17 protein-coding genes, 1 pseudogene and 1 riboswitch are annotated in these 20,004 nt (G+C 56.1%); of the genes and pseudogenes, 8 read left to right on the top strand and 10 right to left on the bottom strand.

All coding sequences use genetic code 11. From position 1 onward, the window contains the following. Nucleotides 1-28: 28 nt before the first annotated feature. A complete protein-coding gene (gene pap / locus SELIN_RS06280) occupies nucleotides 29-1,543 on the bottom strand; it encodes a polyphosphate:AMP phosphotransferase (protein WP_013505826.1) in 1,515 nt (504 codons plus the stop codon). A 133-nt stretch (nucleotides 1,544-1,676) separates the two neighbouring features. Here pap and SELIN_RS06285 point away from each other — a divergent pair, with 133 nt between their 5' ends. Continuing rightward, the gene (locus tag SELIN_RS06285; protein ID WP_013505827.1) at nucleotides 1,677-2,501 is read left to right on the top strand and encodes a tetratricopeptide repeat protein; all 825 of its coding nucleotides are present in this window, start codon (nucleotides 1,677-1,679) and stop codon (nucleotides 2,499-2,501) included. Nucleotides 2,502-3,228: 727 nt separating this feature from the next. Here SELIN_RS06285 and SELIN_RS06290 read toward each other — a convergent pair. From SELIN_RS06290 to SELIN_RS06320, 7 genes and pseudogenes are all read right to left on the bottom strand, one after another. Next, nucleotides 3,229-4,443, bottom strand: coding sequence for a sensor domain-containing phosphodiesterase (locus tag SELIN_RS06290; RefSeq protein ID WP_013505829.1), 1,215 nt, complete (start codon nucleotides 4,441-4,443; stop codon nucleotides 3,229-3,231). Between the two features lie 3 nt (nucleotides 4,444-4,446). Beyond that, nucleotides 4,447-4,950 carry a tRNA adenosine(34) deaminase TadA gene (tadA, locus tag SELIN_RS06295; protein WP_013505830.1) on the bottom strand — a complete coding sequence of 168 codons (504 nt, stop codon included), beginning with the start codon at nucleotides 4,948-4,950 and terminating at the stop codon, nucleotides 4,447-4,449. Next, nucleotides 4,947-6,269, bottom strand: a complete 1,323-nt coding sequence (gene rimO, locus SELIN_RS06300; RefSeq protein WP_013505831.1) for a 30S ribosomal protein S12 methylthiotransferase RimO — start codon at nucleotides 6,267-6,269, stop codon at nucleotides 4,947-4,949. The genes tadA and rimO overlap by 4 nt, the downstream gene beginning before the upstream one ends. Before the next feature lie 7 nt (nucleotides 6,270-6,276). Beyond that, nucleotides 6,277-6,864: a DUF502 domain-containing protein gene (locus tag SELIN_RS06305; protein WP_013505832.1), complete on the bottom strand. Its 588-nt coding sequence runs from the start codon at nucleotides 6,862-6,864 to the stop codon at nucleotides 6,277-6,279. After that, a complete protein-coding gene (locus SELIN_RS06310; protein ID WP_013505833.1) occupies nucleotides 6,849-7,649 on the bottom strand; it encodes a gamma-glutamyl-gamma-aminobutyrate hydrolase family protein in 801 nt (266 codons plus the stop codon). The genes SELIN_RS06305 and SELIN_RS06310 overlap by 16 nt, the downstream gene beginning before the upstream one ends. After that, the gene (locus SELIN_RS06315; RefSeq protein WP_013505834.1) at nucleotides 7,646-8,638 is read right to left on the bottom strand and encodes an amidoligase family protein; all 993 of its coding nucleotides are present in this window, start codon (nucleotides 8,636-8,638) and stop codon (nucleotides 7,646-7,648) included. The genes SELIN_RS06310 and SELIN_RS06315 overlap by 4 nt, the downstream gene beginning before the upstream one ends. Nucleotides 8,639-8,641: 3 nt before the next feature. Then, nucleotides 8,642-9,697, bottom strand: a pseudogene (locus SELIN_RS06320) (leucyl aminopeptidase); the annotation flags it as partial. 447 nt (nucleotides 9,698-10,144) lie between these two features. Between SELIN_RS06320 and SELIN_RS06325 the strand changes: the two are divergent. Further along, on the top strand, nucleotides 10,145-10,543 hold the full coding sequence (locus SELIN_RS06325; protein ID WP_013505836.1) for a hypothetical protein: 399 nt from the start codon (nucleotides 10,145-10,147) through the stop codon (nucleotides 10,541-10,543). Between the two features lie 671 nt (nucleotides 10,544-11,214). Here SELIN_RS06325 and SELIN_RS06335 read toward each other — a convergent pair. Both SELIN_RS06335 and htpX read right to left on the bottom strand, forming a co-directional pair. Continuing rightward, nucleotides 11,215-11,904: a sulfite exporter TauE/SafE family protein gene (locus tag SELIN_RS06335; RefSeq protein WP_013505838.1), complete on the bottom strand. Its 690-nt coding sequence runs from the start codon at nucleotides 11,902-11,904 to the stop codon at nucleotides 11,215-11,217. 60 nt (nucleotides 11,905-11,964) lie between these two features. Further along, the gene (gene htpX / locus SELIN_RS06340) at nucleotides 11,965-12,849 is read right to left on the bottom strand and encodes a protease HtpX (RefSeq protein WP_013505839.1); all 885 of its coding nucleotides are present in this window, start codon (nucleotides 12,847-12,849) and stop codon (nucleotides 11,965-11,967) included. A 235-nt stretch (nucleotides 12,850-13,084) separates the two neighbouring features. Here htpX and SELIN_RS06345 point away from each other — a divergent pair, with 235 nt between their 5' ends. The 6 genes from SELIN_RS06345 to SELIN_RS06370 all read left to right on the top strand — a co-directional run bounded on the left by SELIN_RS06345 (nucleotide 13,085) and on the right by SELIN_RS06370 (nucleotide 19,775). Continuing rightward, the gene (locus tag SELIN_RS06345; protein ID WP_013505840.1) at nucleotides 13,085-13,834 is read left to right on the top strand and encodes a hypothetical protein; all 750 of its coding nucleotides are present in this window, start codon (nucleotides 13,085-13,087) and stop codon (nucleotides 13,832-13,834) included. Between the two features lie 61 nt (nucleotides 13,835-13,895). Further along, a riboswitch (cobalamin riboswitch) is annotated at nucleotides 13,896-14,073 on the top strand. Between the two features lie 177 nt (nucleotides 14,074-14,250). After that, a complete protein-coding gene (locus tag SELIN_RS06350) occupies nucleotides 14,251-14,703 on the top strand; it encodes a hypothetical protein (protein ID WP_198007132.1) in 453 nt (150 codons plus the stop codon). After that, nucleotides 14,690-15,343, top strand: coding sequence for a cobalt transporter CbiM (cbiM, locus tag SELIN_RS06355; protein ID WP_013505842.1), 654 nt, complete (start codon nucleotides 14,690-14,692; stop codon nucleotides 15,341-15,343). The genes SELIN_RS06350 and cbiM overlap by 14 nt, the downstream gene beginning before the upstream one ends. Before the next feature lie 8 nt (nucleotides 15,344-15,351). Next, nucleotides 15,352-16,101: a cobalt ECF transporter T component CbiQ gene (gene cbiQ, locus SELIN_RS06360; protein ID WP_013505843.1), complete on the top strand. Its 750-nt coding sequence runs from the start codon at nucleotides 15,352-15,354 to the stop codon at nucleotides 16,099-16,101. Continuing rightward, a complete protein-coding gene (locus SELIN_RS06365) occupies nucleotides 16,094-16,846 on the top strand; it encodes an energy-coupling factor ABC transporter ATP-binding protein (protein ID WP_013505844.1) in 753 nt (250 codons plus the stop codon). The genes cbiQ and SELIN_RS06365 overlap by 8 nt, the downstream gene beginning before the upstream one ends. 391 nt (nucleotides 16,847-17,237) lie before the next feature. After that, on the top strand, nucleotides 17,238-19,775 hold the full coding sequence (locus SELIN_RS06370) for a PAS domain S-box protein (protein ID WP_013505845.1): 2,538 nt from the start codon (nucleotides 17,238-17,240) through the stop codon (nucleotides 19,773-19,775). Nucleotides 19,776-20,004: the final 229 nt, after the last annotated feature.

Here is a 20,004-nt window from a genome sequence, read left to right on the forward strand (position 1 = left end):
CTGCTCCACACTCCAGGTGGAGTCCTCCTTATTTTCTGATCGCGACTTCCAGCGCGTCGCTGACTGTGCGGATCACTTCCACCCGCGCGCTCCTTTTGGAATTGGCGGGAATAATATGCCAAGGGGCAAGGGTCGTGCTGGTCTTGGCCACCATATCATCGACAGCACGCTTGTACTGATCCCACTTGTCGCGGTTACGCCAATCCTCTTCGGTGATCTTGTGCTGCTTCCAGGGCGTTTCCTGACGGTGTCGAAAGCGCTGCAGCTGCTCTTCATGGCTGATATGCAGCCAGAACTTCACCACCACAATACCGTGGCGCACCAGCTGGTACTCAAAATCGTTGATTTCCTGGTAAGCGCGGTTCCACTCATGGAACTGCGCCAGCTCTTCAACGCGCTCCACCAGCACGCGGCCATACCATGAACGGTCATATATAGTCACAAAACCAGCGCGGGGCACATGACGCCAGAAGCGCCACAGGTAGTGGTGCTTTTTTTCCTCGTCGGTGGGAGCCGCGACGGAAATAACCTTGTAGAGACGGGCATCCATGGCTTGTACCATACGTCTGATGGTGCCGCCCTTGCCCGCTGCGTCCCAGCCTTCAAAGATAATGATGCTGGATATGCCCTGCTCCAGTGCTTTCCATGCAGCGGTTCCCAGCCGTTTCTGCTGGGCTTTGAGCTGTTTGGCGTAGCCGTTGCCCTCCACAGAGCGCTCCAGATCCACGGCATCCAGAATCGACGCGGTGTTTTCCCAGTGGGAAAGTGGTGCCGTCGAGGTGGTGTGAACCGGGGCGTTCTGTTTCTTTTCAATGGCCTGCCGAAAGCCTTCTGCAAGGTTCTGCAGAAACTGCACATCGCGAAAGCGCCTGTCATAAGAGTCTATGAGGAACCAGGGGGCCTCGGTGGTATTGGTGACCGTGATGCCACGGGCGGCGGTGAGCACCAGCTGGCTGTAGTGCTCCACCCGCTCGATCTCCTCACGGGTGACGATAAAGCCGGAGCCGGGATTTTTGCGATAGGTGCGGATACGTTCACGCTGCGCTTTGGCGGTCAGGTGAAACCAGAATTTCAGCACCAGAGCCCCGTCATCCACCAGCATCTTTTCAAAGCGGGAAATAGAGCGCATCTTGCGCTCAAAATCCTCGTCGCCCATGGAGCCGAGAGCATTTTCGTAGAAAGGATCACGATACCAGCCGTTGAAGAAGACACCGATTTCCCCGGTGGCGGGCATGGCGCGCCAGTAGCGCCAGAAAAGCGGACGTTGCAGCTCTTCATCGGTGGGCGACCAGAGGTTATGGGTATTGATATGGCGAGGGTCAAGGAATTCCGCCATCAGGTTGAGGGCGTCACCACGGCCGGAACCATCAAGGCCGACAATCAGAATTACCACCGGAATGGAAAGCTCACGGGCCTGTGCCTGGAGCTGCAGGAGGTTCAGGCGTAGCTCCTTGATGCTGGCCTTGTATTCGTCCTTGGCAAGACACTGTTGAGTTTCAACTTTATGGAAGATATGCGCCAGATTTTCGCTGCCCTGTCCCATGATTGCCTCCTGCCTGCCTGTTGCCACTGCGGGTACTCAGGGTATCGCACAAATACCAGCAATTCGCAATGGCGTTGCAAAAGGATCCCTGCTACTTTTACTGGATATTGCACCCGTAAAGGAAAGGAGTACCATGCGTCTGCTCTGTACCCTCTTGCTGTTGATGAGCCTCCCCGCTGGCCTGACCGCCGCCCAGCAGGATGTGCTGGGATTTGCCCGTCACCTGGTGGCTTCCGGTGAGTACTACCGGGCCATAACAGAATATAAGCGCTACCTCTACAGCCTGGCCCCGGAAGATGAGCAGCGTCCGCATGTACGAGTGGAAATGGTGTTGGCGTACTTCGCGGGGGGGCAGCTGGATCAGGGGCTGCATTCCCTTGAGGACATGATGCTTGAAAGACATGCTGCGGCGGCTCCGGCCGTGGCGGAAGCCGGTCGCCTGCTTTTCGACGCGGGACGCTATGGGGAAGCCCGCGCCTACCTTGAGTTTTATTATGGCACGTGGCCCAGTGAGGCGCAGCTGGGGGAGGTCACCGCCCGCCTCAGTGCGGTCTATCTGGCCCTGGATCAGAGGCAGCTGGCGCTGGAGCTTGATCCCCGGTTGAACGCGTCCATTGAGGATATTTCCATATCGCGCAAAAGCCTGCCTCTCGCCGGTTCACTCTCGGCCGTGCTGCCCGGAGCCGGCCAGCTGTACGCTGGACGACCTGTGGACGCGGCAGTGGCCTTTACGGTCAATCTGATCTTTCTTGGCGCCACAGTTTCCGCAGTGGACGCCGGGCATACACTACTGGCCGCCGGGGTGGGGGTTTTCGGGATTGGCTGGTACGGGGGAAATATCTTCAATGCGATCAACAGCGCTCGTCTTCATAACCAGCAGGCCGTTGACGACGCCGTCCGCGACTACTATGAGCAGCGCAGGCCCGTTATGGGCGTGGGGTGGCAGCAGCGTTTCTGAGCGAAGTGAGGTGCGAAAGTTACTTCATGCTTTACTTTCGCATCTTGCTGTCTTGGGTAAGGTGTTATTATCCTGACATTTATCGCGCGAAAGCTGTATTGATTTTGAATGCTTGATTCATCTGATATTCCTCTTTTCTTTCTGGATATTGTCCTTTTTGACCGCGCAAAAAGGACACAAAAACGCGCCCCCCGAACGCCCGTACTTCCGGCTCATTGCTCGCCTGTTCTGGAGATCCGGCAGACACTGCCTCCCTGCAGTGCTGCCGGACCACTCACTTCCTGTGAGTGTCCCGTTCGGGTCTTACCAGCCAGGCGTCGCACTCACCGGACGGGCTCAGGGAGGAACGGCCTGCTTCTGCATCTCCCCCGTGTGCTGGCCCAGCCAGGACGCGCTGACTGGAACGCTATGGAACCGCAGGGTTGCCGCCACGAGGGCGGCAACCGCAAACCAAAAGCCATGGAGGGCGGTTGTTTGCGGTCCCCAGTTCCAGGCATGCGGATGGCTGAAAAGGACAGCACTGGGGGTCGCTTTTGCGCCACTTTTGGCGAGTCAAAAGTGGCAAGGAAAACTCCTGAGTAATGGAACCGGAATATCAAGAGACGCAGTCTGTACAGAACCATTTCCGCCATTCCAGCATGGCATCAGGGTTGGTACAGACAACCTGCCGTTTCGGGAGTGCGAAAGAGAAGTTCGTTGTTTCGGGGAACGAAATGTACGTTCATGTTTATAATGGTTCCTCTTCCAGCCAGCCCGCAGGCAGATCGGCACAGAGAACGTGAAAATGACCGCTCTTTCCATTGTGCAGAGCAATGGAGAGGGTCACATCCAGGGTGGCGTCGGGCAGCCCCAGATAGGGTGCTGACACCTGAACTGCGCCCGGCTGTTCCAGGGCGTTGCGAAAGTAACTTCTGCGGGCCCAGAGAGCGCCAGTGGTCCGCCGAAACGGAGCATAGACTTTGGCGGCGGCAGTGCGCTCCCCGGGGTAGAGGTTTTCCACGATCTGAATACCCTCGGCATCCAGCAGGTAGATGCGTTCGATGGCCGGATGCGACTGCAGTGGTTGAGTTGCCTGATGGAATTCCAGTCCGTGCTCCAGGCTGACGGCGGCCTCCTTGAGTCTTCGCTTCAGAGTGGCCTGTTTGCGTTCCTGGTTGCGCTGGCGGTTAAGCTGCTGCTGGAGTGTCTGTTGGTGCAGTTTCTGTATGGCGCCAGAAAGCTGTTCTCCATGGTAGGAGCCTGTGGGGGAAGGGCGGGCAAAGTAGTATCCCTGGGCCAGTTCGCATTCACTGTCCAAGGCCAGCAGGGCGTCATCTTCGGTTTCTACCCCTTCCAGCAGGACCAGGGCACCGGTTTCTCGCAGGAGGGCAACACAGCGCGCCAGCCAGCGCTGCCGCCGGGGATTGTTGCGGGCGTTGACGAGCATGGAGCGGTCAAGCTTGACGATGTGGGGCTCAATCTGCCAGATGCGGTCAAAGTTGGATTGGCCCGTGCCAAAGTCATCTATGGCGATGAAGAATCCCGCCTCCCGGTAGTAGTGGACAAAATCCTTGAGCCGTAAGGGATCCGCGACGGCATCTTCGAGGATCTCCAGGACAATGCGTTCACTGGCGAGGTTCTGGCGCTTCAGGAATTTCTCCAGCAGTTCCGAGCGCTGGTTGCCGGGTTGGATGGTTTCGGCGCGCAGGTTGAGGAAGAGCCACTGATCCTCGGTGTTCAAATGGCTGAAGTTGCGGATATGGGTAGCGATGCATTCCCGGTCGAACTGGTGCACACGGTTTTCCTGTACCGCCAGCGCAAAGGCGTCGGCAGGCGAACAGGAAGTGTCAGTTCCGGTTTGTGCCCGCAGCAGGGCTTCATAGCCGACAACGCGGCGATGGGCAAGGCTGATGATCGGTTGAAAGTGGCTGTGTATCAGAATGGGACGAACCTTCTCAGGCATTGCTTACGGGCCTGTATGGATGTATGGCAGTGGATGATGTTCTGCACGCCTTGTGGAGAAAAAGGCCTCCAGCAGTTGCCGGCAGCGCTGTTCCAGAAGTCCCCTGCGCGCATCCACCTGGTGGTTCAGCCGCTGGTCGGCGGTCATGGCGAAGAGGCTGATACCACCATATTTTTCATCGGAACAGGCATAGTAGACGCGGGGAATGCGGGCCGCGATGATGGCACCGCAGCACATGACGCAGGGTTCCAGGGTAACGTAAAGCTCCACGTCCTCCAGACGCCAGTTGGCGCAGGCTGCGGCCGCCTCGCGAATGGCGAGCACTTCGGCGTGGGCAGTGGGGTCACGGTGCTCTTCCTTGCGGTTGCCGGCCCGGGCGATGATTTCGCCATGGCGCACAATGACTGCGCCTACGGGAACTTCGCCCCGCTGCGCGGCCTGTCTCGCTTCCTCCAGCGCAACTGCCATGAAGCGTTCAGCATCAGCGTCGGGTGTTGACGGGATCATGAATCGACCATTCCCCCTACCAGATCATAGGGCAGCGCCTGTTCAATACGCACCATCACAAAGTCACCGGGATGAGCAGTGCCATCATTGATGAGGATATGTCCGTCCACTTCCGGAGCCTGGAAGCTGGCTCGACCCTGCAGCAGCAGCTCCGTCTCCTGGCTGATTCCCTCCACCAGAACTTCAAAGGTCTGGCCGACCCTCTGTTCATTGCGGCGCAGGGAGATGCTGTGCTGGAGTTCCATCAGGGCTTCAGCCCGCTCCCTGGCCGTGTCGGGGTTTACTTTTCCCGGAAGCTTATGGGAAGCGGCCAGCTCCTCATCGGAGTAGGCAAAGGCTCCCAGGTGATCGAACTGCACGCGCTCCACCCCTTCCAGCAATGCCTGAAAGTCCGCTTCAGTCTCGCCGGGAAATCCGGTGAGCATGGTAGTGCGGATGGCAATGCCAGGGATGCGTTGGCGAAGGCGCTGCACCAGGTTTTCCATCTGTTCGACACGGATATGGCGGTTCATGCGTTTGAGCACCGAATTGCTCATATGCTGAAAGGGAATATCCACATACTTGCAGATTTTCGGTTCACGGGCGATGGTCTCGATGAGTTCGTCGTCAAAGTGGTTGGGGTACGTGTAGAGAACCCGTATCCAGTGGAGGTTTTCAATCTTTGCCAGCTCTGCCAGCAGAGGTGCCAGACTGCGTTTGCCGTAGAGATCCAGGCCGTACTCGGTGGAATCCTGACTGATGAGCACCAGCTCGCGCACACCACTGGCGGCCAGTTCCCGGGCCTCACTCACGAGTTTTTCCTGCGGGACGGACTGGTAGGGGCCGCGTATGCGTGGAATCACGCAGTAGGTACAGGTGTTGCTGCAGCCTTCAGCGATTTTCAAGTAGGCCATATAGGATGGAGTGGTCAGGAGTCGCTCGCCGGGAAGGGCTTCCAGGTGATCCTGGGGGGTGAAGTTCACCAGCCTGCGGGACAGCTGATCCCCGATGGACTCCATGCTGGACTCCTTGGTGTCGATAAAGATGTCCACCTCTGGCAGTTCCTGGCGCAGTTGCTGTTCATAGAGCGTCACCAGGCAGCCTGCCACGATGAGCACCTGGCAGCGTCCGTCCTGCTTAAACTGGGAGTGCTCGACAATGGTGGAGATGGACTCATCCTTGGCGTCCAGGATGAAGCCACAGGTGTTGATGAAGATAATGTCTGCAGCCGCGGGGTCATCCACCGGGTCGACGGGGCGGCGCAGCAGGCGTGCCAGCATGCGTTCCGTATCCACAAGGTTTTTTGAGCAGCCCAGGCTGATGGTGTAGAGGGTGTACATGGTTTGGTTATCTCTCTTTACGTTTGGTCATATTGGCCGTGAGGACAATGCGCATGGCGTCTTCTACGCTGAGATCAAGGGAGGTCAGGCGTGCGCGATCCACATAGACCGTAAATCCGCCGATCTGGTAACTCAGGGGAATATAGACAGCCACGTCGTCGGGATTGTCGGAGCCGATGGTCTGTCCCCCCTGGTGGTCGGTGACAAAGCCGATCAGCTTCATTCCCTGATATTCAATGGTGACGACGGAGCCGAACTGCTTTTGTTCTTTGCTCCTGGTGACAAAGAGCATGAGATCCTGCAGGCCGGTCAGTGCGGTCTTCACCAGGGGAATACGCTGCAGGAGCCTTTCGCCTATTTCAATAACCTGGCGGAACAGGTAGAGATTGACCATCCAGCCGATCAGCAGCAACAGCGCGATGCTGGCCAGAATTCCCAGGCCGGGGAAGTAGATGCTGCCGGGCAGAAAGAAGCGCAAACCGGAGCCGATCAGGTTTTCCACTGTTGAGATGAGCCAGTACAGGATATAGAGCGTCAGTGCCAGGGGAAGAACCAGACCCAGGCCCTGCAGGGATTTTTTCAGCCAGTCTTGCATGTTTTTTCCTTTATGGTTTTGCGGGTCGCGTCAACGAGAGCGCAAAAGAGCGCTCTCTGGTCACGCCGGTAAACAAGGTACTCCGGATGCCACTGCACGCCGATCGTAAAAGTCTTTTTGCTGTGTTCGATGGCCTGCACTATACCACTTTCCTCACGGGCGCAGACAAGAATTTCCTCACCGGCGTGATCAATTGCCTGATCGTGCAGGGCATTGACCAGGAGTACGTTGGTGCCGGTGCAAGCGGCGAGTTTTGAACCACCTGCCAACTGTACCTGTTTGCGAGGGAGTATGGTGCGCAGTCGTGGGACCTCTTCGTACATTGAAGAGATATCGCGCAGGAGGGTTCCTCCGCAGACCACGTTAAGAAGTTGTGCGCCCCGGCAGATACCGAGCAGAGGTATGTCCCGAGCAAGTGCCTGCTGGATTAGCTCTTTTTCCAGCGTATCTCTCATCTGGTCAATGGTTCTGGGATTTTTGGTGCTCAGGAGCAGGCGCAGAACCAGAAAGAACGGAGCAAATACGATGGCGCTGACGAGGTTTTTCCAGCGGAATTCGCGCCAGACGGCTTCATTTTCATCGGGTTCATCTGTGTAGAGCGAAGGACTGACGTCAGCGCCTCCGCCGATGATCAGTCCGTCAATGCTCTGAATGTCAGCGGGGGAAGATACTGTGATACGACGGGCGCGCCCGCCGCAAAAACCTATTGCCAGCCGGCACGACCACCAGGCTGCCAGTCCGCCGGTGTGGGAACCCGTCACGCCAATAATTGGTCGTGGGTTCACTGCAGCCAACCCTCAACCTTGCCGGGCCATTGCCAGCTGATAATGCTCAGGGGGCTGTGCAGAAGTTCAAGCAGCTCCTGGGACATGGCGTGAAGAACATGGCTGTTGGCAGCCAGTTTTTCCACCTCAACCCAGTAGCGCCACGGATGGGCAATGCGCCAGTCTTCTTCATCTACCAGACTGTTGGGCAGGCGATAGTGAAAGGTCGGGCGGCTTTTATTGAGCTCACTTTCGATGGGGTAACGGTCTACCAGATCAGGAGCTATGTGGCTGAACAGGGGCAGCATGTCCAGGGGGCGGTTGCGGGTGGGATTGTGCTCCAGGTAGTGCTCTATCAGCTGGCCCATATCTGGAGCGTACTCTGGCTGGAGTATGAGTTTCAGATACTCTGCCGGAAATTCATCAATATAGGGGCTGATGCGTCTGGTGTAGTCGATGGCAGATTCGCGGAATATCCAGGGGTAGAGTACACAGAATGCCTGCAGGTGAGCCAGGATTGAGGGTACCTCAAAGCTTGGCACCTCCGGGTTGAAGTGCAGGCCGAAGGCAAATCGCCATGCTGACCTGGTACCCAGGGCGCCGCGCTGCCGAAGGCACTCCCGCAGGGTCTCGGCATGGTGGAGCTGATCCATGGGCAGTGGTGGCGTTACCAGCTCATAGGGAACCAGTACAGAAGCCACGTTGGCCAACAAGGCTTCCAGGTCATCTCCCAGAATCAGGGTGTCACCATCGACACCCATCTTCTGCAGGAACTCGGTATACTTTCCAGAGCTCAGGAGAATGGAGTCGAGCTCCACGGTGAAATCACCCAGCTCAGTATCCTTGATCTTGTGGACATGGGAATTCACCTCATGGTGCCGGCCACCCCACAGTTTCTGTATATCCCGCACGACCATTAATGGCTCAACGTGTGTATACTCCAGTTCCACACCAACATGCCGGATGCTGCCGTGCTGATTGTAAATCAGTGGCGGCTGCGCGAAGGACATGCTTTAGAGATCCTTGATCAGAGCGTAGAAGGTGCGCACGCCGCTGCCAGTGGCACCTTTTTTATGGAAGTACTCCTTCTTTCCATCCCAAGCGGTACCCGCCACGTCCAGGTGTACCCAGGGGGTGTTTTCGGGGACAAATTTCTGCAGGAAGAGTCCGGCGGTGATGGTTCCCGCTTCCTTGCCGCCCACATTCTGCATGTCGGCGAAATCGCTCTTCAGCTGCTCGTCGTACTCAGCGTAGGCGGGCAGTTGCCACAGGCGTTCGTGAAGAGTCGCTCCTTTCGCGGTCACTTCGCGGGCGTACTCGTCATTATTGGAGATGACGCCGATGGCATGGGAGCCCAGGGCCACGACGCAGGCGCCGGTGAGAGTCGCGATATCCACAATGGCGGAGGGTTGATAGGTCTTTGTGCCATGGGCCAGGGCATCGCACAGAATCAGGCGGCCTTCAGCGTCGGTGTTGATGACTTCAATGGTTTTGCCATTGCAGGCGGTGACGATATCGCCCGGCTTGTTGGCGGTGCCGCTGGGCATGTTCTCAGCGGCCGGGACTATGCCCACCACATCCTTGCGAATCCCCAGGGAACCCATCAGGTGAAAGGCACCCAGAACCGCCGCACCGCCACACATATCGTACTTCATTTCTTCCATGGATGCCGATGGCTTGATGGAAATGCCGCCGGTGTCAAAGGTGAGGCCCTTGCCCACCAGCATCAGGGGAGCTTTCTTCTCTGGTGAGGTATTGCGCAGGATGATCATTTTTCCCGGTTGAGCACTGCCCTTGCCAACACTGTAAAAAGCGCCCATGCCAAGCTTCGCGGCCTCTTCCTGGTCAATGACGGTGCATTCAAAGCCAAACTGTTGCGCCAGCTGGGTGGCGGTTTGGGCCAGAGAGGCCGGAGTGACGATATTTCCCGGCAGATCGCCCAGCTCGCGGGTGAAGTTCATGGAAGCCGCGATGGCCATGCCTTCCTGGAAGTCAGTTTCATGACTGGTGCAAAAAAGCCCTTGTACCTGCCACTGGGGGTCTTTTTCGTCAACACTTCTGGTTCTGGTGTAGATGTAGGAAGCCAGCACCGCGCCCATGGCGCAATCGCGGGCAGCTTCGCCGCTATCCACTGAGAAAGCCATATGGGAGAAGCGCGCTTTGCGAGCCACTTTCAGGGCGACTGCTCCAGCAACCATGAAGCGGTCTGAAGATTTTTCATCACAGCCCACATAGAGAAGATAGTCGCTGCCATTTTTATAAATCACAGATTCCTTGGGCTTTGCGAAAAAACCCAACCGCTTGAGCTCCTGGGCATGGGAAATTCCTTCCAGTTGAGCCGGGGACAGCAGGGTGACTCTCAGGGCGTCGGGGTGTGTTTCAAAGACGAGGGACATAGTTCTATCTCCTTAAAAGAAAAAAGCCTCACGTCCACTGAAGAACGCGTGGCGTAAGTTGGTGATTGATTTGCATATGTAACACGCCACCATGTCAAAAGCAATATTCCAGGAGGATGTATGGAACCCATCACTGATGAAAAAATGCGCCAGATACTCAATCAGATGCGATCAACGGAGCCCGTGGCGGAAACCATCCATCGTTTTGAACAGACCTACACCATGGTCAAAAAAGAGTACGCCAAAGCCAGGGCGGTGTACGAGAAATTCCTGCCGGATGTTGAAGACTTCTGTCCGGAGTTTTCCGAATACATCAGGACCACCGCACCCTTTGAAAAACAGCCCGGTGAAACCTATCTGGAGGCCGAAGATCGCGCCATGGACTTCCACGGCGAGATCCTGGAGAAGATGCACCTCTTTTTCACGCGCCTGCCCAGCATCCTCTCCTATGATCAGCTGGAACAGTGCCCCACACTGAAAGAGTACCTGAAGCAGTGCGAGATGGAGCAGGCTGTCTAGCAGGCTTTGAGCTGAAGCATTGCATCTTATCGCCTCGAATTAAGGTGATATTGTACCAATGCTTACCGCGCAGAAACAGCGTTCATTTTGCATGCTTGTCATCTCGTATTCGTCTTTATGTTTGCGGATATTGTCCTTTTTGACCGCGCAAAAAGGACGCAAAAACGCGCCCCCCGAACGCCCGTTTTTCCGGCTCATTGCTCGCCTGTCCTGGAGATCCGGCAGACACTGCATCCTTGCAGTGCTGCCGGACCACTCACTTCCTGTGAGTGTCCCGTTCGGGTCTTGCCAGCCAGGCATCGCACTCACCGGACGGACTCAGGGGGGAACGGCCTGTTTCTGTCTCTCCCCCGTGTGCTGGCCCAGCCAGGACGCGCCGACTGGAACGCTATGGACCCGCAGGGTTGCCGCCACGAGGGCGGCAACCGCAAACCAAAAGCCACGGAGGGCGGTTGTTTGCGGTCCCCAGTTCCAGGCAAGCGGGCGGCTGAAAAGGACAGCACTGGGGGCCACTTTTGCGCCACTTTGGGCGGGTCCAAAGTGGCAAAGAAACTCATAGACAAGGCGAGGGCAATGTCAAGCGACGCAGTTGTGCGGAACCATTCCGCCATTTCAGCATATCATCTGGAACACGCAGACAACCTGTCGTTTCGGGGAGCGAACGTCCAGCTTTAAGTGACCGGAACAAAACCTGTCAGCCTGGCAGCCTTGTAGAGAAAAACCGCCGCGAAGAAGAGGATGCTCAGTCCGGCAAGGGTGTTGAGCAGCCTGCGCAGCCCCTGGTAGCGTTTGAAGAAGTCGATGGAGATGGCCAGCAGATACATGGGGGGAATGGTGCACAGCCCGAATACCCCCATGATCAGCGCGCCCTGCAGGGGTGAGCCGCTGGCTGCCGCCATGGCGGCAAAGAAGTAGACAAAACCGCAGGGCAGCAGACCGTTCAAAAGTCCCAGGCCGAAATAGCTCCACAGCGAAGGGCTCCGGGTAAAGCGGCGGAAGGTTTGTTGGAAAACGCCGCTGGAAGCCGGATCCCACAGCAGGGGAATCCGGCCCACTCCCAGAAACTGCAGGCCGATCACAACCATGAGCAGCGCCACCGCCACAAAGAAGATACCGTGCAGGGTGCGGTCAAGTCGAAAGGCGATACCCAGCAGCGCCAGCAGGGCGCCCATGGCCACGTAGGTTGTGGTGCGCCCCAGGTTATAGAGCAGGTGTCCACTCAGACGCTGCCAGCGGCTGAGTGCTTCCCCCTTGGCGGTAGTGTAGGCAACCACGATGCCGCCGCACATGCCGATACAGTGGCTGAATCCACCCGCCAGAGCTATTCCCGCGATAAAATAGAGATTGTCCAGTATATCCATGGCAGTGTCCTGAAAAAGGCCTGGAGACGATGCTCCAGGCCTTTGGTAATGGAAGAATCCTTATCTGCGATTACGCAGGGCAGCGATACGATCGTCCAGGGGCGGGTGCGTCATGAAGAGCTGCTTGATGCCGGTGCGAACGCCGGAGTTGATGCCGAAAGCACTCATGGATTCTGGCATCTCATCGGGCAGCCCCTGCTCGCGCTTCAGGCGCTCAAGGGCGGCAATCATGGGGCCCGCTCCCGCCAGAGAGGCACCAGCCGCATCGGCACGGTATTCACGGCGACGGGAGAACCAGAAAACGATCATGGAAGCCAGGATGGCCAGAACGATCTCCGCCACAATAGTTACGATGTAATAGCCGATGCCCAGGCCACGCTCGGTCTTGAAGACCACGCGATCCACGGTGTAACCGATGATGCGGGCGAAAAACATGACAAAGGTATTCACCACACCCTGGATCAGGGCCAGGGTTACCATATCGCCGTTGGCCACGTGGCCGATTTCATGTCCGAGCACGGCGCGGATCTCCTCGTCACTGAAACGCTGGAGCATCCCCTGGCTCACCGCCACCAGGGCGTTGTTGCGATTCCAGCCGGTGGCAAAGGCGTTAGACTGCTGAGCCGGAAAAACGCCCACTTCAGGCATGCCGATGCCGGCTTTCTGGGAAAGCTCACGCACCGTCTGCACAAGCCACTGCTCGCGCTCGTTACGCGGGCGCTCGATGATAACGGTGCCAGTCCCTTTTTTTGCTATCCATTTCGAAAGCAGCAGGGAGACAAAAGAACCGGACATGCCGAAGACAAAACAGAAAATGAGCAGGCTGGTCAGGTTGAGCCCGGTGCCCGAAGCATCCAGGATGGAACCAACGCCCAGCAGGCTCAGGGTAATGCTGGCGACGACAATGACCGCCAGGTTGGTAGCCAGAAAGAGCAGTATACGCATGCAACCCTCCTTGAAGAGTTTCACTGACGCTCAAGACGCCATGTGCGATGAATGTTAAAAAAAAATCCTTGAAAGCGCACAAATATTATCAAAATTCCCCTTGTTGACAAGGAAATTCGTCTTTATCTGGTAACACGAAAATAAATTTCGTAATATTTTTCTTGACTTTTTCGAGCGATAAAGCGTAGTTGTGGCAGGAAATACCGTGTATATGCACGTTGCAGGGAGATTTTCCATGAAGAAAACAATGCGATCTACCGGGCTTTTCCTGGCCAGCACCCTGGCGCTGCTGTCATGCTTCAGCATGGCTTCTGCCGGAACGCTGAAATTCTTTGCCAATGGCGAAGAACTGATAGCCGAGGGGTTTATGAGTCCGAAACTCACCAAGGATGGCTGGCAGCTGAATTTTGACCACGCCTTTGTGGTGCTCCAGAATATCACGGCCTACCAGACTACCCCGCCCTTTGACCCCGAGGTGGCCGATGCCATCACCTACAGCGCCAAGGCTTCCCTGGAAGGGATTCATGTGGTTGACCTGGCCCGCGGCAGCGTGGAAGAGCCACCAGTGCTGGTAGGTGTCGTTGAGAACGTCACGCCTGGTCACTACAATGCCCTTTCCTGGCAGGTTGTCAAGGCGGAGTCGGGCATGCTCAAGGGAGCGTCTATGGTGCTGATTGGCACCGCCCGGAAGGATGGTCGCAGTGTCAGCTTTCAGATAACTTCCGATGACGTTGCCACCTATCGCTGTGGCGAATTTGTGGGTGATGAGCGCAAGGGATTTGTCAGTAAGGACGAAGACGGTGATCTGGAAATGACGTTTCACTTTGATCATATATTCGGCAGAGCCGACAAGGATGCTGACGATGATGTGAATCTCGAAGGTATCGGCTTTGCTGTTTTCGCCGCTGGCGCTGACAGACTGAAGCTTCAGGGTATGCATGTGGGTCATGCCGGCGAAGGACACTGCAGTGTCCAATGGCACTGAGTCACTGCTGAAGAGGTGCAATGGCAGGTATCTTGACAAATGGGTACAGGTACCGTAAACACGTTTAGTTCTCATTTTCGGTGCCCGTATCCGGGTGAAAAGGGAAGAGGGGTGCAAATCCCCCGCGGACCCGCCACTGTAAGCGATGACGATGGATCACAAGCCACTGGCCCGTGCCGGGAAGGCGATCTGGAGGATGATTCGCAAGCCAGGAGACCTGCCGGAAAGTACACACGACCCTTCCCGGGTATGGAAGGCGGGTGCGCAGAGACGTTGGGGTTAACAGCCACGACGCCTTCTGGGTTCTTCCGTATCCGGGGCAGATCCCAGGAGGCTTTTTTATGTCCAGTGCGAGCTCTTGTTGTTCCCCCAGATATTCCGGAATATCACCGATGGTAATCGTTTCGGGCACTACCGTGTCAATGCGGTTTGCCCTGCTGGTTCTCTGTGCTTTTCTGTTGAGCTCGGGTATTGCCCATGCGCATGGTGTGGTTACCCGTACGGAAATCCAGAGGGTGATCTTCGTGGAAGCTATCTATGAGGATGGCACGCCCATGGCTGGCGCCCAGGTGGTGGTCTTTTCGCCTCAGAATCCCCGCACGCCCTGGCTGACCACTGTGGCCGATGAGCAGGGGCATGTGCGCGTTACCCCGGATCAGCAGATTTCAGGTACCTGGAGCATTCAGCTGCGACAGGCGGGCCATGGGGCCATGATCCATGTTGATCTGGGCGATGAGGATATTACCATTACTTCCCGTACAGAAACAGGAAGACTGCGCACCCTTCTCATGTTCGGCCTGGTCGTCTGGGGTGCTGTGGGAACGGCGCTCTATTTCCGCAAAGGAAAGAAGAGTCATGCATATTCCTGACGGCATATTGCCACTGCCGGTAACTGTTGGAGCTTTTGCGCTCACTATTGGCCTGACGGCAGTGGCAGTAGCAAGAATCAACCGCATGGCAGACCCCCGGGAAGGGATTCCCCGCGCGGCACTGTTTACGGCAGCTTTCTTCGTCCTCTCCACTGTGCATATTCCCATCCCTCCCACCAGCGCGCACCTTATGCTCAGTGGCATACTGGGTGTTATGCTGGGCTATTACGCGCTGCCAGCGGTGGTCATCGCCATTTTTCTGCAGGCAATCATGCTGGGTCATGGCGGGCTGACCACCATAGGCATAAATTCCCTGATCATTGGTATTCCTGCACTGGTGGCCAGTGGGGTTTATCGGATGATGCGTCCTGTGGCCATGCGTGGCGGCAACCTCCTGTATCTCGGACTGGCTTTTTTTGTGGGCTCCCTGGGGTCGGTGCTGGCAGTCATCATTTTTGCATCAACCGTACTCCTGTGGATGCCAGTACATATAGACGCTGCCGCTGAACGGGCGGCTCTGCTCGTCCTGGTGCTGGTGCATATTCCTTTAGTCCTCCTGGAGGGTGCCTTCTGTGCCTGGCTGGTGCACTATTTTCAGCGAACCAGCCCTGCGCTGCTCGACGAAAACATGGAGGCATAGCACGATCCATGGGGTGTTTTTGTTTTCTCCACCGTTGGGATCCGCGTTGTCGTTTGCTGGCTGCCCTGGTGCTGGCCTTCAGCTTTTCCTTTGTCAAAGCGCTGCATTTGCTGCCACTGATTCTGGGGGTTGGGTTTGCGTGTTCAGTGCTGGCGGGCCTTGGGCCAATGGCCCTCTTCAACCGTCTGCGTCTGCCATCGTTCATTATTGTGGCCATGGTGATTTTCCTCCCCTTTGCTGGTGGCCAGACGGTGCTGTTGGATCTCGGGATGGTCAGTGTCTCCCGTGAGGGGACGCACGCCGCTCTTTTGATTGCGGCCCGCTTTTATGCCATCATGATGGTGGTGTTCGCGATGATAGGAACCATGACCCTGGAGGTAACAATAAATACCTTGAAGTCCCTGGGGCTGCCGCCGGTGATGGCCGATATGGCCGGGCTTGTGCTGAGGTATTTCCATGTCATTGCCGATGACCATGGACGCATGACCACCGCCATGACCCTGCGCGGTTACTCGATAAAACCATGGTCACTTCTGTCACTGCGCACCATGGCCTGGCTGTGGGGCAGTCTGTTTCTGCGCAGCCATGAGCGTTCCCAGCGGGTCTACCAGGCGATGATCCTGCGTGGCTACCACCTGGGCAGACCGACAGGTCACCCGTTTCCTCCCTGGCGCCACCTGGTGTTGCTGGGGCTGGTGCTTGTGGTCTGCGCGTTTATTATATTTCTTCAATTACAGGCAGGATATTCCCATGGCTGAATCTCATACTCCGGTACTGCGTATTGAAGGGCTGTGCTTCTCCTATCCCGATACGCCCCATGTCATCAGAGCTCTGAATCTGGAAGTTCTGCCTGGAGAAAAAGTCGGTGTGATCGGGCCCAACGGAGCAGGGAAGAGTACGTTGTTTCTGCTGATCAGCGGTATCCTCGCGGCAGAGCAGGGCTGTATTGACTTTATGGGAAAGCCATTGCGAATCGGGCAGTTTCATCCTGACATGGCTTTGGTCTTTCAGCAGTCCGACGATCAGCTCTTCTGCCCGACAGTTCGTGAAGATGTGGCATTTGGTCCTCGCAACATGGGGCTGGATAATGTCACTGTGGAAAAGCGGGTAGCTGACGCTCTGGAGCGGACGGGAACATCCGCGTTTGCCCAGAAGGCGGTGCACCATCTTTCCGTGGGCCAGAAGCGCATGGTTGCCATCGCCGGTGCTCTGGCCATGGAGCCCCGTCTGGTGCTCTATGATGAGCCCAGTGCCAGTCTCGATATACGCTCTCGCCGCCAGCTTATCGGTCTGCTGCAACGCTCTCGCCACGCCATGCTGTTGGCTTCCCACGACCTGGAGCTGATTCTGGAGGTCTGTACCAGGGTGATCCTGATAGATGATGGTGCTATCGTGGCCGATGGCGAACCCCGAGCGATTATGGCCGATGAAGGGTTGATGTGCGCCCATGGACAGGAAAAGCCCCACTCACTGGTACCTCACCAGCTCCTGCACCACCACTGAGAGAACACCACAGCGCAGCTTTCGCAACCGAATCAGGATGAAAGATGCCGTCCCTTGACTTTGTCCTCACTGTACGCGTGAGTGGCTTCCACGACTTTGGGTCCGCAGACTCCCGCCCTTCCTGGCTTTTGGTTTGTATTTGCCTCTGCCGTGGCGGCAAGCTCTGCGTTCATAGTGTTCCGCAACGGTAAAGCACCCATCAGCTGCGTTGCCTGGCATTGCTCGTCACTGCTATGCAGGAGACTCCACCTCTTTCCGCGATTTGTCCACGTCCGGCAGCGGTGTATTTTCGATTGCCTGCTGATGTGAGGTATTTCGTCAATCTGTTAGAAGTTGTGGTGAGCGGCATAATCTGTTACAAACTGTCGAGAGTTCTCAATAGTGGGTTGTTATGGTACTTCGTTTTTTCGTGAGTCGTATATGCGTAGTCACCTTCGCCGCATTTCTTCTTTGGGTTTTTCTCCCTGCCGCTGCCAGTGCCACCCCACCACCGGCTGTTTTTTCCTGTGAACACCTGCGCCAGTATCATCCCTTCGCGCTTCCGACTCTTACGGTACTGCTGCTGCTGGCGGCAGTTCTTGGAGCTTTGCATATTCAGCTGAGTCTGCGGCTGGCTTCCCAAAAGCGCCTCTATCGTGAACTGCTGGACAGTCTGAGCGCCAGGGTGCTCATTTTCCATCCCGTTACAGCGGAAATCCTGGATGCCAATTCGGCGGCACTGGAATCCTCTGGCGTAGCTGCCACTGCTGATCTCAACGCAGAGTCTTCTTGGAGTGCGTCACCGTATTCCTTGGCTGACGCCAGAGAGCTGGTGCGCAGAGCCGTCGCAGAAGGTTCCCTGTGTGTGGAGTGGAAACGCCATCATGTCAGCGGTCTCCCCCTCTGGGAAGAGGTGACCCTGAAGACCATCACCATTAACGGGAAATTGACCGTGCTGGCAACGTGCCAGGATATCACCCGGCGCAAGGCATCCGAGGACGCGCTGCGCGAGAGCGAAGAGCGCTATCGGGCCGTTATCGGGGTTATGAACGAGGGGGTGACAATTCAGCAGGCTGATGGCACCATTGTTTCCTGTAATCCTGCTATTGAACGCATACTGGGTCTTGAGCCTGGTCAGTTGCTGGGAAGCAGCATGACCCGACTGAATCGCCCAGCTATCTATCCAGACGGTTCGGATTTTCCCAGTGAGGAACGTCCGACCCAGAAAGCCCTGCGCACCGGCCTTCCCCAGCGCAATGTGGTTATGGGTGTTGTACGTCAAAATCAACAGGTTACCTGGTTGCTGTGCAACAGTGAGCCCCTCTTTTTTCACGATATCCCTGAGCCCTCAATGGTCGTGACGACGGCCATTGATATTACGGCACTGCACGAGGCGAAGCGCCACCTGGATCAAAGTCAGCTGTGGCTTCAACAATTCGCGGAGCACACGGATACGGTCTTCTGGGTAAGTTCCCCCGATTGTGTCAACTACATCAGTCCCGCCTATGAAAAGGTTTGGGGCTACAGTTGTCAAAGTCTCTATGATGCTCCTGCTTCTTTCCTGAATGCGCTTCATCCGGATGATCGAGCGGCGACCCAGGAAACCATATACACCCTGAGTGAGCAGAGGCTGGGTTTTGACCTTGAGTATCGCATTATTCGCGCTGATGGCCGGGTTCGCTGGATCCATGCCCGCACCTTTCCTCTTCACGATGATCGAGGTGAGTTTACTGGCTGGGTTGGAGTTGCCGATGATATTACGGAGCACAAAGAACATGAAATCATGTTGCAGGACTTCAGCATCCGCATGGTGAAGGAAATAGAAGCTGAACTCTCCCAGCGAATGCAGCTGGAGCGCAGGTATCAGACGCTGGTTGAACAGTCGCCTGATGGAGTGCTGCTGTTGAATGGGCAAGGACAGGTTATCAGTGCGAATCCCGCAGCTGGCGCTATCCTGGGAGTTGATATTCGCGAACTTATCGGTGTGCGACCGTGGAAACTGTTTCAAACCACACAGCTGCTGGGAGCTCAGGAGGAATCTGTCGCTCCCCAGTCAATGCTGATGCAGCTCAAGCAGCAGCGCAAGGCTCGCTTCGCCTGGAATATTACGGTTCCAGGCGGACAGACAAAGAACATTGAAGTGATCATTACCGATATAGGAAAGAAGGACTCTGAACACTTCTTGATGTTGTGGCGGGATAACACGGAGGTACGGCAGCTGCAGCAGGAAAAGCGCATGCACGAGGCGCTTCTTATTCAGAAATCCAAAGAAGCCGAAATGGGGTCGATGATCGACACCATTGCCCATCAGTGGAAGCAGCCCCTCAATAATGTCGCAATACTTGCGCAGCAGTTACAGGAAATCTACCGTGACAATGAACTCACCGCAGCGGAGATGGATTTCCATGTTGCACGGATCCTCGACCAGGTTGACTACATGTCGGAGACCGTGTCGGATTTCCGACGGTTCTATTCTGCTTCCAGCGAGCTTGAGTCATTTGACCTGTGGCAGCAGACCAACGCCGTGCTTATGCTCCTGAAACCACGCCTTGATGCCTGTCACGTGAAACTGCGAATGCAGGAGCCCGTCACTTTGATGGTCAGAGGGTACACCAGTGAATACCGTCAGGTAATCCTCTGCATCGTGAATAACGCAATTGATGCTTTCGATGAACATCAGAGTGACGAGAAAATATTGACGATCACGTTTCACTCCCACCGTGACGCAGCAGAAGTCTGTATCTGTGATAATGCGGGCGGCATTGCTCAGGAGCTGCTTCCCCACAAACTTTTCGAACCATTTACGACAACAAAGGGAGCTCGTGGTGGTACTGGAATTGGCCTCTCCCTGTCCCGTACCATCATAGGAGAGAAAATGTCTGGGCAGTTGATGGCAACCAATCGCGACAATGGCGCTTGTTTCACGATTGTGCTCCCTGTATCTCCCTGAAGTGCTCTTCCCGTTGTCAATCACTCAGGAAACCACTCTGAAAAAAACTATTTCCGTTCAAGCGATCGCGAGAATCTCATCTTGTTGGCCGTGTAATGTACTTCATCGCGATTATGGAGAACCTGGGGGAAGATTTTTCGCTATGTCTCTGGAGAATAGTAACCTACGGAGGATTTAAGCGGTTATCAAATGGTAGCGAATTGTAACATTATTTATCTGTTGGTCTAAT

It is taken from the genome of Desulfurispirillum indicum S5, from assembly GCF_000177635.2.
In the GTDB taxonomy this organism is placed as follows: Bacteria; Chrysiogenota; Chrysiogenetes; order Chrysiogenales; family Chrysiogenaceae; genus Desulfurispirillum; species Desulfurispirillum indicum.